A 19,268-nucleotide genomic window follows, 5' to 3' on the forward strand; every position below is an offset into this window, starting at 1 on the left:
TGACTCCGGCCGCCCCTTACGTGGATCGGCCGAACAGTTCCCGCAGCACGTCCTCCATCGTCACGAGCCCCGCCAGGCCTTCGTCCGTGCCCACGACCGCCGCCAGGTGCGTACGGCTGCCGCGCATCGCCGTGAGTACGTCGTCCAGCGGGGTGCTCTCCCGTACGCGCGCGATGGGGCGCAGATCGCGCAGCCGGAACGGGGCGTCCCGCAGCGAGGCTTCCAGTGCGTCCTTGACGTGCAGATAGCCGACGATCCGGCGCCCCTCCTCCACGACCGGGAAGCGCGAGAAGCCGGACTCGGCCGACAGGCGCTCCAACTGCTCCGGGGTGATGCCCACGCGCGCGTAGACGACGCGTTCCAGCGGCACCACCACGTCGCGCACGGGCCGGCGGCCCAGCTCCAGCGCGTCGTGCAGGCGCTCCCGCGCCCTGTCGTCGATGAGCCCGGCCTCGCCGGAGACCTTGACCAGGCTCGCCAGCTCGTCGTCGGAGAACGTGGCCGTGATCGCGTTCTTCGTCTCCACGCCCAGCAGCGCGAGCAGCCCGTTCGCCAGAGCGTTCACCGTGGCGATCACCGGGCGCAGTGCCCGGGAGAGGGCGACCAGCGGCGGCGCGAGCAGCAGCGCCAGACGTACCGGCTCCGCGAGCGCGACGTTCTTCGGCACCATCTCGCCGAGCAGCATGTGCAGATACGTCGCGAGGGTCAGCGCGATCACGAACGACACGACGTGGCCCGCGTTGGGCGGGATGCCCACCGCGTGGAACGCCGGCTCCAGCAGATGCGCGATCGCGGGTTCGGCGACCACACCGAGGACCAGGGTGCACAGGGTGATGCCGAGTTGGGCCGTGGCCATCAGCGCCGAGACGTGCTCCAGACCCCACAGAGTGCGCAGGGCCCGCCGGTCGCCCGCCTCCGCGTGCGGTTCGATCTGGCTGCGGCGCACGGAGATCAGCGCGAACTCGGCGCCGACGAAGAACGCGTTCGCGACGAGCGTCGCCAGACCGATAAGGAGCTGGACGAGGGTCACGGGGACCCCTCCTCGTCCTCGGTGGGCGGCGGTGCGTGCAGGAGCACGCGGGCGGCCCGATGCCCGGCGGTGTCCACCACGTCGAGGCGCCATCCCACGACCTCGACGGTGTCGCCCTCGGCGGGGATACGGCCGAGTTCGGTGGCGACGAGCCCGGCCAGGGTCTCGTACGGGCCCTCGGGCACCCGCAGTCCGACGCGTGCGAGCTGGTCCATGCGGGCCGAGCCGTCGGCCGAGTACAGCGCCCGGCCCGCCGCGTCCGTACCCGCCGGGGCCAGATCGGACGTCTCCTGCGGGTCGTGCTCGTCCCGCACCTCGCCGACGACCTCCTCGACGATGTCCTCCAGCGTGGCGACCCCGGCGGTGCCGCCGTACTCGTCGATGACGACGGCCATCGTGCGCTTGCCGGAGAGCCGGTCGAGGAGTCGGTCCACGGTGAGGGACTCGGGGACGAAGAGGGGGTCGCGCATGACATGGACGACCGAACGGCGTGGCCGTGCCGTGGCGGGCACGGCCACGACGTCCTTGATGTGCGCGGTGCCGACGACCGTGTCCAGGCTGCCGCGGTAGACGGGGAAGCGCGACAGCCCCGTCGCGCGTGCCGCGTTCGCCAGGTCCTCGCAGGTCGCCCGCGCGTCGAGGGCGACGACCCGGACCCGGGGCGTCATCACGTTCTCCGCGGTCAGATCGGCGAGGTTGAGCGTACGGACGAACAGCTCGGCGGTGTCCGCCTCCAGCGCGCCCTCCTTCGCGGAGTGCCGCGCGAGCGCCACCAGCTCCTGGGGGCCGCGCGCGGAGGCCAGCTCCTCGGCGGGCTCGATGCCGAGGCGGCGGACGACCCGGTTGGCGGTGTTGTTCAGATGCCGGATGAACGGACGGAACGCGGTACTGAACCAGCGCTGCGGCGTGCCCACCCGCTTGGCCACGGCCAGCGGCGAGGAGATCGCCCAGTTCTTGGGCACCAGCTCGCCGACCACCATCAGGAAGACGGTCGACAGACCCGTACCGAGGACGAGCGCGACGGACGTGGCGGTGGAGCGCGCGAGACCCAGGGAGGTCAGCGGACCCGCGATCAGCCGGGCGATCGACGGCTCGGAGAGCATGCCGACGACCAGGTTGGTGACCGTGATCCCGAGCTGCGCGCCGGAGAGCTGGAAGGTCAGGTTCCGTACGGACTTCAGGGCACCCGACGCGCCGCGCTCACCGCGCTCCACGGCGCGCTCCAGCGCGCTGCGTTCGACCGTGGTGAGCGAGAACTCGGCGGCGACGAAGGCACCGCAGGCCAGCGACAGCAGGATCGCCACCAGCAGGAGGAGCACTTCGGTCATCGGGTCACCTCCGTCCCAGGATCGTCCAGGGACAGGACGACCGCGCGATGTCCGGTGAAGCGGTCCAGCGCCCTCATGGTAAAGGCTGCGTAAAGCGCGTCAGGGGGTGAGTGGCTGGGTGAGCGGCTTCACCCAACGCCGCCAGTGGTCCTCGCGGTGATATCCGGCGGCTGCCCAGGTCTTCTGGGCGCGCTCGTTCACCTCCAGCACCATGGCGTCCCCGCGCCTGCCACCGAGGGCCACGAACCGCTTCTCGGCGGCGTCCAGAAGGGCCGTCGCCACACCTTGCCGCCGATGCGAGGGGAGCACGGCCAGCCGGTACAGGCTGCACCGCCAGCCGTCGTACCCGGCGATCACGGACCCCACGAGCAGACCGCCGGACTCGGCGAGCAGCAGCGCCCCGGGGTCACGGGCGATCAGCCCGGTCACCCCCGCCTCGTCGTCACTGACACTCGTGCCCTCGGCCGCGCTCTTCCAGAAGGCCAGCACATCGGCGGCGTCGGACAGGTCGGCGGTACGGATCGTCAACTCACTCATGATCATCAGCGAAGCACGCGCCACCCGGCCTGGCGACGACGTTTCACCGATCGAGACGGCCGACGCGGGGCGGGCGTACGGTCCGTGTGACCAACCGACGGCCACCGGAGGCGCGCCCGTGCTCAAGTCGACAGAGATCGGCACCAGCCGACTGGACCTGCTCCCCCTGAAGGTCGACCACGCCGAGGAGATGGCCGCGGCACTGTCCGACCCGGCCCTGCACACCTTCATCGGCGGCACCCCGCACACCCCGCAGACCCTGCGCTCGCGCTACGAACGCCTGACCGCGGGCTCTCCCGACCCGACCGTCACCTGGCTGAACTGGGTGATCCGACTCCGCGAAGCCGAAGCCCCCTGCCTGATCGGCACGGTGCAGGCGACGGTCAACCCCGTCCATCACGGCGCCGTCGCCGAGATCGCCTGGGTGGTGGGAACCCCGTGGCAGGGGAGAGGCATCGCGACGGAAGCGGCCCGAGGCCTCGTCGACTGGCTCGGCCGACAGCGGGTGCACACCGTCATCGCCCATATCCACCCGGACCACCACGCGTCGATGGCGGTCGCCACCGCCGCCGGCCTCACCCCCACCGACATACGCCACGACGGCGAGATCCGCTGGCACCGGAAGATCAGGTGAGGAGCTGATCAGGCACGGGCGGCCACCGTTCAACGGTGGCCGCCCGCGGTGCCGTGGCGCTCTCGGGTCCGGTGTCGCCGCGGCTTACGCGCAGGAGCCCGCGAACGTCGAGCGGGTCACGACGTCCGTCGCGGCGGCGGTGGTGTCCAGCCATACGACACGCTGTCCGTCACCGAGCGACGGAGCCAACTGTGAGCCGGAGGAGCAGGAGACGCGGCTGAAGTCGTTCAGACCGGCCAGCACGTCGGAGGTCTTGGCGACCTGCACCTTGGTGGGGCCGGTCCAGGCGCCGAGGCCGCCCCAGACGTCGTACGTCGAGTACGCAAGGTAGGTGTCGTTCACGGAGAACTGGGCGACGAAGAGATTCGACGGGTAGCGCAGGTCCGCCATCCGGGTGACGTCGTCGACCGGCGCCGAGCCCAGGACGGTGCTCGGGATCAGGAAGGTGTTCGTGATCCGGTAGAAGACGTGGTCCGAGGTGAGCTGGATGTCCGAGATGTAGTTGAACAGGAATCCGCCGATCCGCTTGTTCTGCGTCTTGCCGGTGGCGATGTCGTAGAGGTAGAGGTACGTGCCGTCGCCGCCGGCCCAGGCGATGGTGCCGTTCTTCATGGCGAGGTGGGATGCCTCGGTGCCGGACTCGGGCGTCACGTCGACCGTGGTGCCGTCGGCCTTGCGGAGCATGACGTCCTGCTCGCCGTCAGGGGAGGTGCGGATGTACGCGAGGGCGCCGTTCTCGGTGACCGGCTCGGTCTCGTCCACGCCCGGCGCGTCGACCAGCTTCTTGATCTTGCCCTGTCCCTGGTCGCCGGCCTGGTAGATGCCGACGCCGTCAGCGGTGATCCGGGTGAAGACGATCCGGTCGTCGTCGAGGGACGGGTCGAGCAGGTACGCGTCCTTCTGGGCCAGCTCGTGCTGCGACTTCTTGTCGAAGCGGCCCACGGTGATGCCGAAGGCGGCGCTGCCCGCGTCCCAGGCGATGGCGTCGCCGTGGCTGATGGCGTAGACGTCGCCGTTGACCTGGGCGGCCTGCTCGTCGACGCCGCCGTAGACCTCGTAGGCGGGCAGGACGTCGGCGCCGATGGTGGTGCCGTCGTGCGTGCCGCCCTTCTGCTCCCAGCCCTGCTCGATGCCGTGGGCGCCGAAGGCCTTGTCGATCGCGGCGAGGTCGGCCGTGGAGACCTTCATGGACTTCGCGGCGAGGGTCACGGCGTTGCGCATGTCGGTGAAGCCGGACAGCGGGGTGAGGTAGTTCTCCGCGGCCCGGTAGATGATCTGGTCCGCGAGCTTGGTGTCGACGTTCTTACGGAGGTCCCACAGCGCACCGCCGACGATGGTGGAGTTGGAGTGCACTCCGCCGTTGTCGATGTCGAGCGTGATGGGCTTGTAGTCCTTCTGCGCGTCGCGGCCGTCGTTCAGGTCGCGCAGGGCGCAGTCCTCGACCGGCTTGGTGCCGTTGCAGAGGTACTCGCCGACCAGACCGGACGTGGGGTCGCTCATCGCGATGCCCTTGTCGGCGGTCTCCATGGCGTTGCCGAAGTAGTCGGAGATCGCCTCGTTGAGGGCGCCCGACTGGTTGAGGTAGACGAGTCCGGCGGCGTGCTCGGTGACGCCGTGCGTCATCTCGTGGCCGACCACGTCCAGACCCACCGACAGCGGCACGCCGTTCATGTGGCCGTACACCATCTTGGAGCCGTCCCAGAAGGCGTTGGCGTAGTCCTTGCCGCTGCTGGCGACGTTGACGACGGAGTAGACGCTGCCGCCCTTGCCGTCGACGCCGTCACGGCCGAGCTGGTCCTTGAGGTACTCGTAGACCTTGGCGGCGTTGACGTGGGCGTCGACCGCGCCGGAGCCGGTGTTCGCGCCGTCGAAGCGGTCGGTCGAGGACTTCACCAGCGGGATGTCGTCGGTGACCGGGCCGCCCGCGACGAGCGTGTAGCTCTTGCGCTGCGCGTCATAGGTGCGTATCTGGCCGCCGGTCCGCGCGTACATGTCGCGGGTGGAGTCGACCAGGGTGTTCGAGCCGTCCGCCTCCCGGTTGGCGTTCAGCTGCACCTCGGTGCCGTCCACGCGCACGCCCGTCGCCGTCACGGGCGCGGCGTCGGCCGCGTCGATGTTGTTGTACGACAGGGCGATGCCGCCGACGCTCGCGTCGACGTACACCTCCTGGCGCACCGGACCGCCGTCAGCCCGGGCGCCAGTCACGGTGAAGTGCCAGGTCAGCGTGCCGCCATGGGAGTCGGGCAGGACGACGAGGCCGTGCTCGGCGGTCTTGGCACCCTTGACGGTGCCCAGGCGCGAGTCCAGGGAGAACATCCGCTGCTTGGCGGTGGCCTCGGTGACCTTCGGCGTGGTGGAGACGGTGAGATCGGTGTACAGGGTGCCGGTGGCGGAGGTGACCTTCTGGCCGCCGTCGGCCGGCTCCGTCTGCACCGCGTACTCGGCGCCGAGGACCGGCACCCCGTTGTGCTTCTGCTGGAACCGGACCGCGGACTGCTTGCCGACCTTCGTGGTCTTGAGGGTTTGCAGGTCGGAGACCGGGACCTGGTACGTGTCCTGATGGGCCTTGAGGTGCGCGCGGGCCGCCTCGGCGGGAGTCCCCTTGCGGGTCGCGTCGTCCAGGCCCTGGGTCATGGCGGGTGCGACCGGCACCCGGTCGGTGGTGACGTTCGCGGGCATTGGCGCCTCGCTCTCGGCCCAAGCCGATGCGCCAGGCAGCGCCGATGCCGCCGCCGCGACCACCACTGCGGCGGCAAGGGACCGGCGGAGCCGTCTTGTTCTTGTCGGGAACACGGGAACTCTCCCCATCTCACACGGGTACGTGGACTTGCACGGACACGCAGGGTCCGTGGTCTGCGCGTTCGGTGGCTCGATGGTTCGGTACGAGTCGTTCCGGGGACAAGGGATCATCACAGGCGTGAATGCGCCTTGGCGTGGATACGCCTCAAGCCGCGCCGGAATCACGCCGGTTGGGCAGTCTTCGGCCAACCGGCCCGGCGTGTGGTCGAGACGGCCCGCTGACCGCACCCCACGGTCGTCAGGTGCGCGGCCCGGCCCGCTCCGGCAGGTCGGCGGCGGTCACCGCCGGGTCCGGCGCCGCCGCGGACAGGCCGTCGTCGCCGTTCAGCCAGCCCGCCCGTACGGCCTGGCAGCCCAGTTGGAAGCGCGTCCGGGCGCCGGTGAGCCGCATCAGCCGACTGAGCCTGCGCTGCACCGTGCGGTGGCCGAGGGCGAGCTGTCGGGCGATGCTGACGTCCGTCAGGCCCACGTGCAGCAGCCCCAGGATCGACCGGTCCACCTCGTCCGGCCCGTCCGCCGGACTCGGGGCACGTCCTGTCCGCTCCGGGCCGACCAGCCGCCAGCCGCGCTCACGGTAGGCGTGAAAGAGCGCCACCAGGGCTTCCAACAGCCCGCTCTCATGAATGATCAAGGCTCCGGGATCGCGACTGCCCGGCACCGGCGAGAGCCGGACCATGGCGATCTTCCCGTCCGCGATGGCCAGTTGCACGGGCACGGAGTCCACCACGGTGAGTTCCTGCCCGGCGCGCAGCGACTCCTCCATGAGGTCCCGGATACCGGCCTCGTCGAGCCAGCCCCGCTCCAGGACCACCCGATACCGCACACCGCGCCGCATGGCCTCGGCCTCGGCCGCGTTCTCCTCCACCGGCACCACGGCCCCCTGCCGCCGGCTGACCGGCATCATGAGGCCCAGGACCTCCCGCTGCGCCGCGAGCTGCAGTTGCAGGAACCGGTGGCGTACCGCTTCCCGTCCGGTCACCACCTCCACGGACGCCCCGGGTCGGCCGCTCTGGGCCTCCTGGTACTGCTCGGTCAGCCGGGAGATGAGTCTCTCGGCCTGCCGCAGGCCGTCGCGCCGGGCGGTGAGCAGCGGCTCCAGGGCGAGGGCGGGTGGTGTGGCCCGGTAGCGGGGCTCCTCATCGACGCCGGTGTCGGCGAGGGCCAGGCCGGTGCTGACCAGTTGGCGCAGAACGGTGGCCACCCCGTGCTCGGACCAGGCGACGGCCGGGACCCCGTCGGCGGGCGCGGCGGCCAGTGCCCGTGCGAGGTCGGCGGCCCGCGCTCCCGGGTGTACGACAAGGGCGCGGTAGACCGCGTCCTCCTGGTCCGCCAACCCCAGCGCCGTCAGCATCCGCGTCCTCCGCGTTCCGGCGTCGGGACCCGCCCCTGCCCCGGGGCACCTTCGCCCAGGGGCGCGCCCGGGTCCAGCCAGCCCGAGACAGCGGCATACGAGCCGAGTTGGAAGCGGGTCGCCACGCCGACAGATTCCATCATCTGGTGAACCCGCCGCTGGACGGTGCGCTGGCTCATGTCCAGCTGGCGGGCGATGGCAGCGTCGGTGAGGCCGACGTGAAGCAGGGCGATGATCTTCCGGTCGGCCGCGTCGAGCCGTGCCTGCCCGGTGCTGCGCTCGGCTCCCGCTCGACCGGGGCCGAGAGGACTGAGCAGGCTGCCCCTAGCGAAGTACTGCTCGAACAGCGAGACCAACGCGGTGAGCAGGCCGCTGCGGCGCACTACCAGAGCCACCGGCTCTCCGGCCTCGTCCCGATCGGGGTCGAGTGGCAGCACGGCGACATCGAGGTCGGCGATCAGGAGCTTGGTGGGCAGCTTGTCGGTGACGGAGATCTGCTGTCCTTGGGCGGCCACCTCCGTGAGGGAGCGCGCGGACGCGGGGTCCTCCAGCCAGGCGCGCTCCACGACGGTGCGCATGGTCAGTCCCCGGCGCATCATCTGGCGCTCGACCTCGTCCAGGTTGTCCTCGGGGCTGATGACGGAGGCGTCCCGCATGATCGGCATCATCGCGCGGACTTCGCTTCGCGCGTCGCGCTGTATCGCGACCAGCCACCGCCGGATCGCCGCAGCTCCGGACAGGACCTCGACCGGAGCGTCGCGGACACGGGAGTATGCGGCGCGGTGGCGGTCGGCGAGCTCGGTGACGACATGCTCGACCCGGTGCAGGGCGGCGCGCCGGGACTCCAGCAGCGGCCCCAGCGAGAGGACGGGGGGCGCGGCGCGGTACCGCACACCTCCCGCGCGCCGCTCGGCGCTGGCCAGTCCGCTGTCGACGAGGGTGGTCAGTACGCGCGTGACCGCCTCTTCGTTCCCGGCGGCCGGTGTCAGGGCTGTCGGATCGCTGCCGGGGCGGTCGATGAGGAGGCGGTAGACGGCTTCCTGTTCGGCGTCGAGGCCCAGAAGGGCCAGCAGGGAGGACTCCGGTATGTCCGGTCGCGCACCCGGCTCGGCCACAGGTCCCCACTCTCCGTCCGTCCTGCTCCCTTTGTCTGTCCTGACGCGCGGTCATGGTAACGGAGCGTTCTATGTCGCCCAATGCCTCGGTGGGACGCGGCGATTGGAGCCGTGGCCCCGGCCGGGACTGACCCGGGCCGGGTCCCGCGACGCGTCGATCGAGACACCCTCGACCTCGCGATCGGCGCCCGTCGAACCGTCGCATGTCGCGTTTATGACGCGGCATAAACGCGACATGCGCTCTTGTTGCCGGTGGGGTGCTTGTTCCGACAGAAATTGAGCGGCGAGCGAAGACGTTCGCCGTCGACCAGGGAGCCATGCAAGAGGTCGACTCCGGCACCGCATGCAGAGGAGTCACACATTGCACACCCCAAGACTGTTCAGACGCCGGTACAGAAGGAGAACCCCTCCCCGCCCGGCCGTCGTCGCCTCCGCAGTCATAGCGGTCCTGGGCGCGGGGCTACCCCTCGCCACGGCCGCGGGCGCACAGCCGAGCGCGGCACCGAAGGACGCCGAACCCTCCGTCGAGCAGGTGTGCGGCACGCCCAAGCCCGGGGACGTCACCTGCCTCGCACTGCACCGCACCGACCTCGCCGGAACCAAGGGGGTCCGGTCGGCGGCGCCCAGCGGTTGGGGGGCGTCGGACCTGCGGAGCGCCTACAACCTGCCGAACGGCGGGGGCGCGGGCAGGACCATCGCCATCGTGGACGCCTTCGACAACCCGACGGCCGAAGCCGATCTCGCCGTCTACCGCGCCCAGTTCGGCCTGCCGGAGTGCACCACCGCCAACGGCTGCTTCCGCAAGGTCGACCAGCGCGGCGGCACCGACTACCCCACGGCCAGCTCGGAGTGGGCCGGTGAGATCTCGCTCGACCTGGACATGGCCTCCGCCGCCGCACCCGGGGCCCACATCCTCCTGGTCGAGGCCGACAGCGCCGGCTTCGAGGACATGGGTGCCGCGGTCGATCAGGCCGTGGCCATGGGCGCCCAGTACGTCTCCAACTCCTATGGCAGCGGGTACAGCAGCACACCCGGCAGCGGTGAGGACCCCTCCGAGGTCACCGAACTCGACGCGCACTACAACCACCCGGGCGTGGCGATGGTCGCCTCCTCCGGCGACAGCGACTACGGCGTCTCCTACCCCGCGGCGTCGCAGTACGTCACCGCCGTCGGCGGCACCGCGCTGAAGAAGGACACCGCCACGGCGCGCGGCTGGTCGGAGTCGGTGTGGCACAACAGCACCGGCGGCCCAGGATCCGGCTGCTCGATGTACGAGCCCAAACCCGCCTTCCAGACCGACACCGGCTGTGACATGCGCTCGGTCGCGGACGTCTCCGCGGTCGCCGACCCGCTCACCGGCGTGGCGGTCTACCAGACCTACGGCGGTGGTGGCTGGGGGGTGTACGGCGGCACCAGTGCCTCCGCCCCGATCATCGCGGGCGTCTACGCCGCCGCCGGCGCCCCCGCCCCGGGCAGCTACCCCAACGCCTACCCGTACCAGACCCCGTCCGCCCTCAACGACGTGACCAGCGGCGCCAACGGCTCCTGCACGCCGTCCTATCTCTGCACGGCGGGGCCCGGCTACGACGGTCCGACCGGCCTCGGCACACCCAACGGCCTCGCGGCCTTCCGCAGCGGTCCGCACGGCGAGATCAGCGGCACCGTCACCGACGGCGCCGGGGCACCGCTGGCCGGGGCCGCCATCGAGGCGGGCGACTTCCGGGCCACCACGGACGCCGACGGTCACTACTCCCTCACGGTGACGCCCGGGACCTACGACGTGACCGCCGCCGCCTACGGCTACCGCAGCGGCAGAACGACCGGAGTCGTCGTCGCCGAGGGCGGATCGGTCACCGAGAGCTTCTCCCTGGACGCGGTGGCCCGCCGGACCGTCACCGGCAAGGTCACCGACGGCTCCGGCCACGGCTGGCCGCTGTACGCGGCGATCACCGTCGACGGCATGCCCGGCGGCCCGGTCTTCACCGACCCGTACACCGGCACCTACGAGCTCCAGCTCCCCGTGGACCGGACCTACACGCTCGACATCGCCGCGCGCTACCCCGGCTACCAAGCGGTGAGCAAGGACGTCACCGCCACGAGCTCGGCGCAGACCGTGAACGTCGCCGTCCCGGTGGACCCGGACGCGGGCACCGCCGTCGGCTACAAGCTGGAGCGCACCGGTACCACCGAGCCGTTCGACTCCACGACCGCGCCGCCGAGCGGCTGGAGCGTGGTCAACGCCGACGGCACCGACGGTGGCTGGGACTTCTCCGACCCGCGCCCGCGGAACAACCACACCGGCGGCAGCGGGGCCTTCGCCATGGTCGACAGCGACCTCCTGGGTTCGAACAAGAGCCAGGACAGCTCGCTGATCAGCCCGGTCTACGACCTCAGCGGGCTCTCCGCGCCCGAGATCGCCTTCGACACCGACTACCTCGGCCACGACGGGCAGAGCGCCAGCGTGGACATCACCACCGACGGTGGCACCACCTGGACCTCCGTGTGGACGCGCACCAGCACGTTGACCGGCCCGGCCCATGTGGAGATTCCGCTCACCAAGTACGCAGGCGCCTCCTCCGTCAAGCTGCGGTTCCACTTCGCCGCCACATGGGGTTGGTGGTGGCAGGTGGACAACGTCCATGTCGGGGACCGGACCTACGTCCCGGTGACCGGCGGCCTCGTGGCGGGCACCGTCACCGACGCCAACACCGGTGACGGCGTCGACGGTGCCACCGTCACCAACACCGACGCCTCCGGGCAGTCGGCCGTGACCGCCGCCACCCCGGACGACCCGGAGCTCGGCGGCGGCTTCTACTGGATGTTCTCCGACACCGTCGGCAAGCACGCGTTCACGGCGGAGAAGGACAAGTACACCTCCGGGGACAAGACCGTGCGCGTGGCGGCGGACAGCACCACCGAGAGCGACCACGCCCTCAAGGCCGGACAGCTCGTCCTCTCCCCGGCGACCGTGGACAAGACACTGGCCTGGAGCGCCACCGGCACCCAGAAACTGACCGTGAAGAACACCGGGGGAGCCCCGGCCACGTTCGACCTCAGCAAGGGGACCGGCGGCTTCCAGACGCAGGCCGCCCACGGCGCGCCGCTCCAACGGGTCAAGGGTGAGTACTCACCGCTGCCGGACGCCACACCCGGCACCGGCGCGAAGGCCACGTCCACGGCCGCCGGGGACGCCTGGCAGCCGGTGGCGAACCTGCCGCAGCGCCTCCAGGACAACGCGGTCGCCGCGAACGACGGCAAGCTCTACTCCGCCTTCGGGTTCAACGGCAGCAAGGCCAGCACCGCCCTGTACGCCTACGACCCCGACTCGGGAGCCTGGTCCGAGCTGGCCCCCTCCGCCGACACCCGCAGGGCACCGGCCAAGGGCTTCATCGACGGCAAGCTCTACGCCGTCGGCGGATGGAGCCCCTCCGCCAGCCCCGACACCAAGCTGGAGATCTACGACCCCTCGTCCGACAAGTGGACCACCGGCGCCGACATCCCCCGCGCCTACGGAGGTTCGGCCAGCGCGGTCCTCAAGGGCAAGCTCTACGTGGTCGGCGGCTGCACCGCCTACACCTGCGGCACGTCGGACGCCTACGCCTACGACGCGTCCACCGACAGTTGGTCGGCGATCGCCCCGTACCCCGAGTCCGTCTCCTGGAGCGCCTGCGGCGGAATCGGCGACATGCTCTACTGCGCCGGGGGCACGAACGACTCCGGCACCACACGGCACGGCTATGCCTACGACCCCTCGTCGGACAGTTGGTCACCCATCGCCGACCTGCCGACCGACCTGTGGGGCTCGTCCTACACCGCCGCGAACGGACTGCTGCTCACCAGCGGAGGCGTCGTCGACACGAGCAGCGCCATCACCAACCAGGGCTTCGCCTTCGACCCGGTGGCCGGGACCTGGAGCAACCTGCCCAATGCCAACATCGCGGTCTACCGCGGCGGTGGCGCCCCCGGCTTCTACAGCGTCGGCGGCAACCCCGGCGATCCGGTCCCCGTCGCGGCTGTCCAGGTGCTGCCCGGGTACGACCAGGCAGGCAGCGACGTGACCTGGCTCTCCCTCGGGACCCAGCAGGCGACCCTGGCACCGGGGGCCAGCACCACCGTGGTGGTCACCCTGGACGCCTCGGCCGCCGACATCACCCAGCCCGGCGACTACACCACGAAGCTGGGTGTGCGCACCGACACCCCGTACAAGGTCTCCGCGATCCCGGTGACGATGCACGTCAACCCGCCGAAGACCTGGGGCAAGTACGCCGGGACCGTCCTCGGCGCCGACGGCAAGGGCGGGACAGTACCGCTCGCCGGGGCCACGGTCCAGATCGACAGTTGGGCGTCGAGCTACACCCTGAAGACCGGCAAGGACGGCAGCTACGCCCTCTGGCTGGACACCCGCAACAACCCGCTCACCGTGATCGTGGCCAAGGACGGCTACCAGCCGACCACCACCACGGTGAAGATCGTGAAGGGAGCGACGACGACGGGCGACTTCACGCTCAAGAAGTCGACCTGATCAGCACCCCCGCCACCGGTACCACCCTGTTCCACCCGTGCGGGCCGATCGGCGGATCGGCCCGCACGGGCTGTCCCACGACAGGCGTCATTCATGCGCGATCGCCGCCGAGCCGACCACCACGGCGACGATCGTGCCCCACGGGATCGCCAGGGCCTTCATGCCCTTCAGCGCGAGGACCTGTTGGGTGCACACGCCCCAGACGAGTCCGAGAGCCAGGCCGAGCAGTGCGCCGAAGACGGCGATCTGGTGGTGCACCAGCTTCTTGTAGTCGGCCTGGTCGCGGACCTGGACTTGGGGGTACCGGCGTCCCCGTCGTAACGGCCTTGTCGGCCCTGTTCGGGCCGAACTTGGGATGAGCGCATCTCAAGGCTGCTCTGGCGTGCGCCTTGGAGCGGGCGTTGTTGCTGTTCGATGTACTGGCGGACGCTCGCCAGTGGTGCTCCGCCACGGGAGGCGGAGAAGTACGAGGGTGACCGTAGGTGCCCGTGTGTGATGGCGTGGTTGGTGTGGCCGGTGAATTCCTGGCGTATCCGGCGGGGCGGAGACGCCTTTGAGGCTGTTGGCCGGCTTGGAGACGGCGGCCTTGGGCGGGCGGTGCACCAGGAGGTGGGCGTGAACGCGTTCGCCGTGAACTCCTTCAGCTCCGCCTCAAAGTCCTCACACGCCTTGCGCATGCCCCCTTCGCAGCGTGTCGGCATCTCGTCGTTGAAGACTCCATGCCGGTACTTCGTCACGGAGACCACGTGCACATGCACCGCCGAACCAACGTGCCAGCCCGCAACGTCCTGTTCGAGGGACGTCGCATCGTCGCCGCCGGACGGGCGGAGACGCCAAACGCCTGTGGAGCGCCGGTAAGACGGGCACACGTGCCCGCGCAGCGCGGTGAAGCAGGAAGCCCCCGGATGGGTCAGCCGACCCAGGCCGGAATTCCTGGACTTCAGGCCAGGGAGCACGTCAACGCATCGCCCCGTACGCACACACGTCGAGCCCCGCGCCGCCCGGCGCCGCCCCCTCCCACCTCCCGCCCAGCCGCGGCGCCAGCCAACCGGGCGCCCCCGCGCGGAAGTCGGCCGGCGCGAGGGCGCCGACACCCGCGGGCAGCATGCCCAGCAACGGCGCTCCCGCCACCACCGGAAGGTCCACGAGGTTGCACCGTGCCGCGAGATCGGCCTCCTGGGGCCAGCTCCCGATGACCACCCCTGCCAAGTCCAGCCCCTGACCGCGGAGTTCACGAGACGTCAGCTCCGTCGCGTTGAGCGTGCCCAGGCCTGCCGCCGCCACCACCACGACCGGCGCTCCCAGCAACCGCGCCGCGTCCGCCAGCGTGCCGCCCTCCTCGTCGAACCGGACGAGCAGCCCGCCCGCGCCCTCGACGAGGACCAGATCGTGCGCGGTGGCCAGTTCGGCGGCCACGCGTGCCACCTCGTGCGGCCGTACGGGCGACATCCCGGCCCGCCGGGCTGCCGTCGCGGGCGCCAACGGCTCGGGATAGCGGGCGAGTTCGACCGTGGTGAGCGCCCCCGACAGCCGGGTCGCCTCCTCCGCGTCCCCGCGCTCGCCCGGCCCCACGCCCGTCTGCGCGGGCTTGAGCACGGCCACGGACCGCCCCGCCGCGACGGCCACCGCGGCGACGGCAGCGGTCGTGACCGTCTTGCCGACCTCCGTACCCGTCCCCGTGATCACCAGTACCGACATGTGTCATCCCTCCCGCGCCGCCGCGCACACCGCGCGGGCGATCCGTGCCACGTCCGCGTCCTCGGTCACGTACGGCGGCATCGTGTAGACGAGGTCGCGGAACGGCCGCAGCCACACGCCCTCGCGCACCGCGGCCCGCGTCGCCGCCGCCATGTCCACCGGGTGGTCGAGCTGGACGACCCCGATCGCGCCGAGGACCCGTACGTCCCGCACCCCGGGCAGGGCCGCCGCCTCGGCGAGTCCCTTCCGCAGCCCCTTCTCGATCCGCCCGACCCGCGAGGCCCAGTCCTGGTCGCGCAGCAGGCCGAGCGAGGCGCAGGACACGGCGGCGGCCAGCGGGTTGCCCATGAAGGTGGGGCCGTGCGCGAGCACCGGCACCTCGCCCCGGGAGATCCCCTCGGCCACCCGAGGCGTGCACAGCGCCGCCGCCATGGTGAGGTACCCACCCGTCAACGCCTTGCCCACGCACATCACGTCCGGCGTCACCGCCGCGTGGTCCGCGGCGAACAGCGCGCCGGTCCGCCCGAAGCCCGTGGCGATCTCGTCGAAGACGAGCAGCACGTCCTGCGCGTCGCACACCTCGCGCAACACCCGCAGATAGGCGGGGGAGTGGAACCGCATCCCGCCCGCGCCCTGCACCACCGGTTCGACCACCACCGCGGCCAGTTCGTCCGCGTGCCGCTCGACCATCGCCCGCAGATGGTCCGCGTACGCCTCCTCGTACGCGGCCGGTGGTGCCTCCGCGAACAGTTGCCGGGGCAGGACACCCCGCCACAGCTCGTGCATCCCGCCCTCGGGGTCGCACACGGACATCGGATGCCAGGTGTCCCCGTGGTAGCCGCCGCGCCAGGTCAGCAGGCGCTGCTTGCCGGGGCGGCCGAGCGAACGCCAGTACTGCACACACATCTTGAGCGCGACCTCGACCGCGACCGAGCCGGAGTCCGCGAGGAAGACATGCTCAAGGCCCTCGGGGGACATGTCGACCAGGAGCTTGGCGAGCCGGACGGCGGGCTCGTGCGTGAGCCCGCCGAACATCACATGGCTCATCCGCTCCATCTGGGTGCGCACGGCGCCGTTGAGCACGGGGTGGTTGTAGCCGTGGATCGCCGACCACCAGGACGACATGCCGTCGACCAACTCGCCGCCGCCGTCCGCGAGTCGCAGCCGCACACCGCTCGCCGACTCCACGACGAGCGGCTCCTGACGTCCGGGCATGGGACCGTACGGATGCCAGACATGCCGCCGGTCCAGCGTCAGTAGCTCCTCCAGGGGCAGGTCAGGCATTGGGCGCGAGATCCGTTCCGGCACCCCGGCGCCGTACGGCGACCAGATCCGTACGCGCCTGACCCGCCTGCGCGTCGGAGGCGGCGGAAGCACAACCACCGCCGCCGCCCTCGGCGTTCTCCTGAGATCCGCACCGGCCCGCCGCCCGATGCGCCGGCAGCGTCACCTGCTCCATGCCCTCCACCTCGAACCCGGCGTCCGCGATCATCTCCAGATCGGCGCGGCCCGCCTGGCCCTCGCTGGTGAGGTAGTCACCGAGGAAGATCGAGTTGGCGAGATGCAGGGCCAGCGGCTGCAGCGTCCGCAGGTGCACCTCACGCCCGCCCGCGACCCGCACCTCGACATCCGGGCACACGAACCGCACCATCGCCAGGATGCGCAGACACCGCTGCGGGGTCAGGTTCCACTCCTTCCCGAGCGGCGTGCCCTCGAAGGGGATCAGGAAGTTGACCGGGACCGAGTCCGGGTCCAGGGCACGCAGCGCGAACACCACGTCCACCAGGTCCTCGTCGCTCTCGCCCATGCCCGCGATCAGCCCCGAGCAGGGGGACAGCCCGGCCGCGTGCGCCTTGCGCACGGTGTCGACCCGGTCGGCGTAGGTGTGGGTGGTGGTGATGTCGTCGTAGGTCGCCTCGGACGTGTTCAGGTTGTGGTTGTACGCGTCCGCACCCGCGGCGCGCAGCCGCTCGGCCTGGCCGTCGGTGAGCAGGCCCAGACAGGCGCACACCTCGACGCCCTCGTTCCGCTCCTTGATCGTCCGGATCGTCTCGGAGACCCGCTCCACGTCCCGGTCGGTGGGCCCCCGGCCGCTCGCCACCAGACAGACCCGCTTGGCTCCGCCCGCGACACCGGCCGCCGCGGCCTTCGAGGCGTCGTCCGGCCCCAGCCAGGTGTACTTGAGGATGTCCGCCTTGGAGCCGAGCCGCTGGGAGCAGTAGGAGCAGTCCTCGGGGCACAGACCGGACTTCAGGTTGACGAGATAGCTGAGCTTCACCCGTCGCCCGAACCAGTGACGGCGCACCTTGCCGGCCGCCGCCACCACATCGAGTACGTCGTCATCGGACGTGGCGAGAACGGCGAGCGCCTCCTCGCGGGACGGCGCTTCACCGCGCAGGCCCTTGTCCACCAGCGTGTTCAGCAGGTTCATGGGAGCCGATCCTGTCCTACGGGGATGCCTCGGGCCAAGGAGACTTCGCACAACAGACGCCGTTCGACGTGTGAGGTATTGCCACATCCTGGGCGGTGTGTCCGAACGCTAGGGTCTGTGGACTGCCCACAAACACCCGGAGGTTCCATGGCGTTCGGCTGGATCGAGGAGCAGGCGCGGGCGCGCCGCCGGGCCGGGCTCGTCCGGGCCCTGCGCCCGCGCGCCGCGGACTGTCCGCTGCTCGACCTCGCGAGCAACGACTACCTCGGCCTCGCCCGCCACCCCGAGGTCATCGAGGGCGCCGCGTCGGCGGCCCGACGGTGGGGCGGTGGCGCCACCGGCTCCCGGCTCGTCACCGGGACCACGGAGGCGCACGCCCGACTGGAGCGCGAACTCGCCGAGTTCTGCGGCTTCGACGCGGCCCTCGTCTTCTCCTCCGGGTACGCGGCCAATCTCGCGGCGCTCTCCGCGCTCGCCCCGCACGGCTCCCTGATCGTCTCCGACGCGGGCAACCACGCCTCGCTCATCGACGGCTGCCGCCTCGCGCGCGGCACCATCCAGGTCGTCGCCCACGCCGACCCCGAGGCCGTCCACAAGGCCCTGCACACGCACCGGGGACCCGCCGTCATGGTCACCGACGCGGTCTTCTCGGTGGACGGCGACGCGGCTCCGCTGGCTCGACTGGCCGCCGTCTGCCGGGAGTCCGGAGCCGGGATGGTCGTCGACGACGCGCATGGCCTGGGCGTCCTCGGGCCCGGCGGCCGGGGTGCTGCGCACGCGGCGGGGCTCGCGGGCGCGCCGGACGCCGTGGTGACGGTGACGTTGTCGAAGGCGCTGGGCAGCCAGGGCGGTGCGGTGCTCGGCCCGGCGCCGGTGATCGACCATCTCGTCAACACGGCCCGGACGTTCATCTTCGACACCGGGCTCGCCCCGGCCGCCACCGGAGCGGCCCTCGCGGCGCTGCGCGTGCTGCGCCGCGAGCCCGAGCGCGCCGCACGGGCCCGTACGGTGGCGGCGACCCTGCACGCCCGCCTCGCGGCCGAGGGCCACGAGGCGGTGCGGCCGGACGCCGCCGTCGTCTCGGTGCGGGCGCCCTCCCCTCAGCAGGCCGTGGCATGGGCGGCCGACTGCCGGGCGGCGGGCGTCGCCGTCGGCTGCTTCCGCCCGCCGTCGGTGCCCGACGGCGTGTCACGGCTGCGTCTGACCGCCCGCGCGGACCTCACCGACGAGCAGATCGAGCACGCCGTACGCGTGATCGGTGAGGCATGCCCCGTGACCCGGCGTACGGCGTCCACAAGGTGACCGGCGGGCTCAGCGGACCCGCCCGTACCACACGCTCTTCGTCCAGATCTTCTGGAGCTTGACCACGTCCCCGGTCTTCGGGGAGTGCCAGATCTTTCCCTTCCCGGCGTAGATGCCGACGTGGTAGACGTTCCGGCCCGAGTGGAAGAACACCAGGTCGCCCGCCTTGCGGTGCGACCCGGAGACATGGTGTGTCTTGTTGTACTGCGCCGAGGCGGTACGGGGCAGATGCTTGCCCGCCTTCTTGTACGCGTAGAGCGTGAGCCCGGAGCAGTCGAAGCGATGCGGTCCGCTGGCGCCCCACTGGTAGGGGGACCCCTTCTCGGCCGCCGCGACCCGCAGTGCCTTCGTCGCCACCGTGCCGGAGGCCGCGCTGGCGGTGGCTCCGGGGGCCACGATGCTGCCGCCGACGGCGGCGATGGTGAGTGCCGAGGCCGTACCGGCCCGGGTCAGCAGCGATGGGACACGATTGAGCGCAGTCATGCGTCACCCTTCGTCAGCCGCCTGTGAAGGATGACCTG

At 71.4% G+C, this 19,268-nt stretch carries 13 protein-coding genes and 2 pseudogenes; 3 read left to right on the plus strand and 12 right to left on the minus strand.

The window, feature by feature from the left end; translation table 11 throughout:
- Positions 1-16: 16 nt before the first annotated feature.
- From NGF19_RS09475 to NGF19_RS09485, 3 genes are all read right to left on the minus strand, one after another.
- Positions 17-1,030: a hemolysin family protein gene (locus NGF19_RS09475; RefSeq protein ID WP_252424025.1), complete on the minus strand. Its 1,014-nt coding sequence runs from the start codon at positions 1,028-1,030 to the stop codon at positions 17-19.
- Positions 1,027-2,358, minus strand: coding sequence for a hemolysin family protein (locus NGF19_RS09480; RefSeq protein ID WP_252424027.1), 1,332 nt, complete (start codon positions 2,356-2,358; stop codon positions 1,027-1,029). Before NGF19_RS09480 ends, NGF19_RS09475 begins: the two co-directional genes overlap by 4 nt.
- Positions 2,359-2,457: 99 nt before the next feature.
- Positions 2,458-2,895 carry a GNAT family N-acetyltransferase gene (locus NGF19_RS09485; RefSeq protein WP_252424029.1) on the minus strand — a complete coding sequence of 146 codons (438 nt, stop codon included), beginning with the start codon at positions 2,893-2,895 and terminating at the stop codon, positions 2,458-2,460.
- Between the two features lie 118 nt (positions 2,896-3,013).
- Here NGF19_RS09485 and NGF19_RS09490 point away from each other — a divergent pair, with 118 nt between their 5' ends.
- Positions 3,014-3,529, plus strand: coding sequence for a GNAT family N-acetyltransferase (locus NGF19_RS09490; RefSeq protein ID WP_252424031.1), 516 nt, complete (start codon positions 3,014-3,016; stop codon positions 3,527-3,529).
- 84 nt (positions 3,530-3,613) lie between these two features.
- Here the strand turns inward: NGF19_RS09490 and NGF19_RS09495 are convergent, their stop codons facing one another.
- The 3 genes from NGF19_RS09495 to NGF19_RS30940 form a co-directional block, all read right to left on the minus strand.
- On the minus strand, positions 3,614-6,208 hold the full coding sequence (locus NGF19_RS09495) for a M4 family metallopeptidase (RefSeq protein WP_252424033.1): 2,595 nt from the start codon (positions 6,206-6,208) through the stop codon (positions 3,614-3,616).
- A gap of 358 nt (positions 6,209-6,566) precedes the next feature.
- On the minus strand, positions 6,567-7,679 hold the full coding sequence (locus NGF19_RS09500) for a hypothetical protein (RefSeq protein ID WP_252424034.1): 1,113 nt from the start codon (positions 7,677-7,679) through the stop codon (positions 6,567-6,569).
- Positions 7,673-8,794 carry a helix-turn-helix transcriptional regulator gene (locus tag NGF19_RS30940; RefSeq protein WP_252424035.1) on the minus strand — a complete coding sequence of 374 codons (1,122 nt, stop codon included), beginning with the start codon at positions 8,792-8,794 and terminating at the stop codon, positions 7,673-7,675. The genes NGF19_RS09500 and NGF19_RS30940 overlap by 7 nt, the downstream gene beginning before the upstream one ends.
- Positions 8,795-9,155: 361 nt before the next feature.
- Here NGF19_RS30940 and NGF19_RS09510 point away from each other — a divergent pair, with 361 nt between their 5' ends.
- Complete coding sequence (locus tag NGF19_RS09510; RefSeq protein ID WP_289734581.1) at positions 9,156-13,316, plus strand: carboxypeptidase regulatory-like domain-containing protein; 4,161 nt, start codon at positions 9,156-9,158, stop codon at positions 13,314-13,316.
- A gap of 99 nt (positions 13,317-13,415) precedes the next feature.
- On the opposite strand, the pseudogene NGF19_RS09515 reads toward NGF19_RS09510, so the two are convergent.
- The 5 genes and pseudogenes from NGF19_RS09515 to bioB all read right to left on the minus strand — a co-directional run.
- Positions 13,416-13,619 (minus strand): annotated as a pseudogene (locus tag NGF19_RS09515) (hypothetical protein); the annotation flags it as partial.
- Between the two features lie 113 nt (positions 13,620-13,732).
- Positions 13,733-14,296, minus strand: a pseudogene (locus NGF19_RS31100) (transposase); the annotation flags it as partial.
- Positions 14,274-15,014: a dethiobiotin synthase gene (bioD, locus tag NGF19_RS09525; protein WP_252424036.1), complete on the minus strand. Its 741-nt coding sequence runs from the start codon at positions 15,012-15,014 to the stop codon at positions 14,274-14,276. The pseudogene NGF19_RS31100 and the gene bioD, both read right to left, overlap by 23 nt.
- A gap of 3 nt (positions 15,015-15,017) precedes the next feature.
- Positions 15,018-16,298 carry an adenosylmethionine--8-amino-7-oxononanoate transaminase gene (locus tag NGF19_RS09530; protein WP_252424037.1) on the minus strand — a complete coding sequence of 427 codons (1,281 nt, stop codon included), beginning with the start codon at positions 16,296-16,298 and terminating at the stop codon, positions 15,018-15,020.
- Positions 16,291-17,445, minus strand: a complete 1,155-nt coding sequence (gene bioB, locus NGF19_RS09535) for a biotin synthase BioB (RefSeq protein ID WP_252424038.1) — start codon at positions 17,443-17,445, stop codon at positions 16,291-16,293. The genes NGF19_RS09530 and bioB overlap by 8 nt, the downstream gene beginning before the upstream one ends.
- A gap of 147 nt (positions 17,446-17,592) precedes the next feature.
- On the opposite strand from bioB, the gene NGF19_RS09540 reads away from it, so the two are divergent.
- A complete protein-coding gene (locus tag NGF19_RS09540) occupies positions 17,593-18,747 on the plus strand; it encodes an 8-amino-7-oxononanoate synthase (protein ID WP_252424039.1) in 1,155 nt (384 codons plus the stop codon).
- A 9-nt stretch (positions 18,748-18,756) separates the two neighbouring features.
- On the opposite strand, the gene NGF19_RS09545 is transcribed toward NGF19_RS09540, so the two are convergent.
- The gene (locus tag NGF19_RS09545; protein WP_252424040.1) at positions 18,757-19,230 is read right to left on the minus strand and encodes a C40 family peptidase; all 474 of its coding nucleotides are present in this window, start codon (positions 19,228-19,230) and stop codon (positions 18,757-18,759) included.
- Positions 19,231-19,268: the final 38 nt, after the last annotated feature.

Source organism: Streptomyces macrolidinus (assembly GCF_023887685.1).
GTDB lineage: Bacteria > Actinomycetota > Actinomycetes > Streptomycetales > Streptomycetaceae > Streptomyces > Streptomyces macrolidinus.

Bases quoted from the DNA above. Each gene is read 5' to 3' on its own strand.
- NGF19_RS09480 (WP_252424027.1), bottom strand. From the start codon at position 2,358: ATGACCGAAGTGCTCCTCCTGCTGGTGGCGATCCTGCTGTCGCTGGCC.
- NGF19_RS09485 (WP_252424029.1), bottom strand. From the start codon at position 2,895: ATGAGTGAGTTGACGATCCGTACCGCCGACCTGTCCGACGCCGCCGAT.
- bioD (WP_252424036.1), bottom strand. From the start codon at position 15,014: ATGTCGGTACTGGTGATCACGGGGACGGGTACGGAGGTCGGCAAGACG.
- bioB (WP_252424038.1), bottom strand. From the start codon at position 17,445: ATGAACCTGCTGAACACGCTGGTGGACAAGGGCCTGCGCGGTGAAGCG.
- NGF19_RS09540 (WP_252424039.1), top strand. From the start codon at position 17,593: ATGGCGTTCGGCTGGATCGAGGAGCAGGCGCGGGCGCGCCGCCGGGCC.
- NGF19_RS09530 (WP_252424037.1), bottom strand. From the start codon at position 16,298: ATGCCTGACCTGCCCCTGGAGGAGCTACTGACGCTGGACCGGCGGCAT.
- NGF19_RS09500 (WP_252424034.1), bottom strand. From the start codon at position 7,679: ATGCTGACGGCGCTGGGGTTGGCGGACCAGGAGGACGCGGTCTACCGC.
- NGF19_RS09545 (WP_252424040.1), bottom strand. From the start codon at position 19,230: ATGACTGCGCTCAATCGTGTCCCATCGCTGCTGACCCGGGCCGGTACG.
- NGF19_RS09495 (WP_252424033.1), bottom strand. From the start codon at position 6,208: ATGCCCGCGAACGTCACCACCGACCGGGTGCCGGTCGCACCCGCCATG.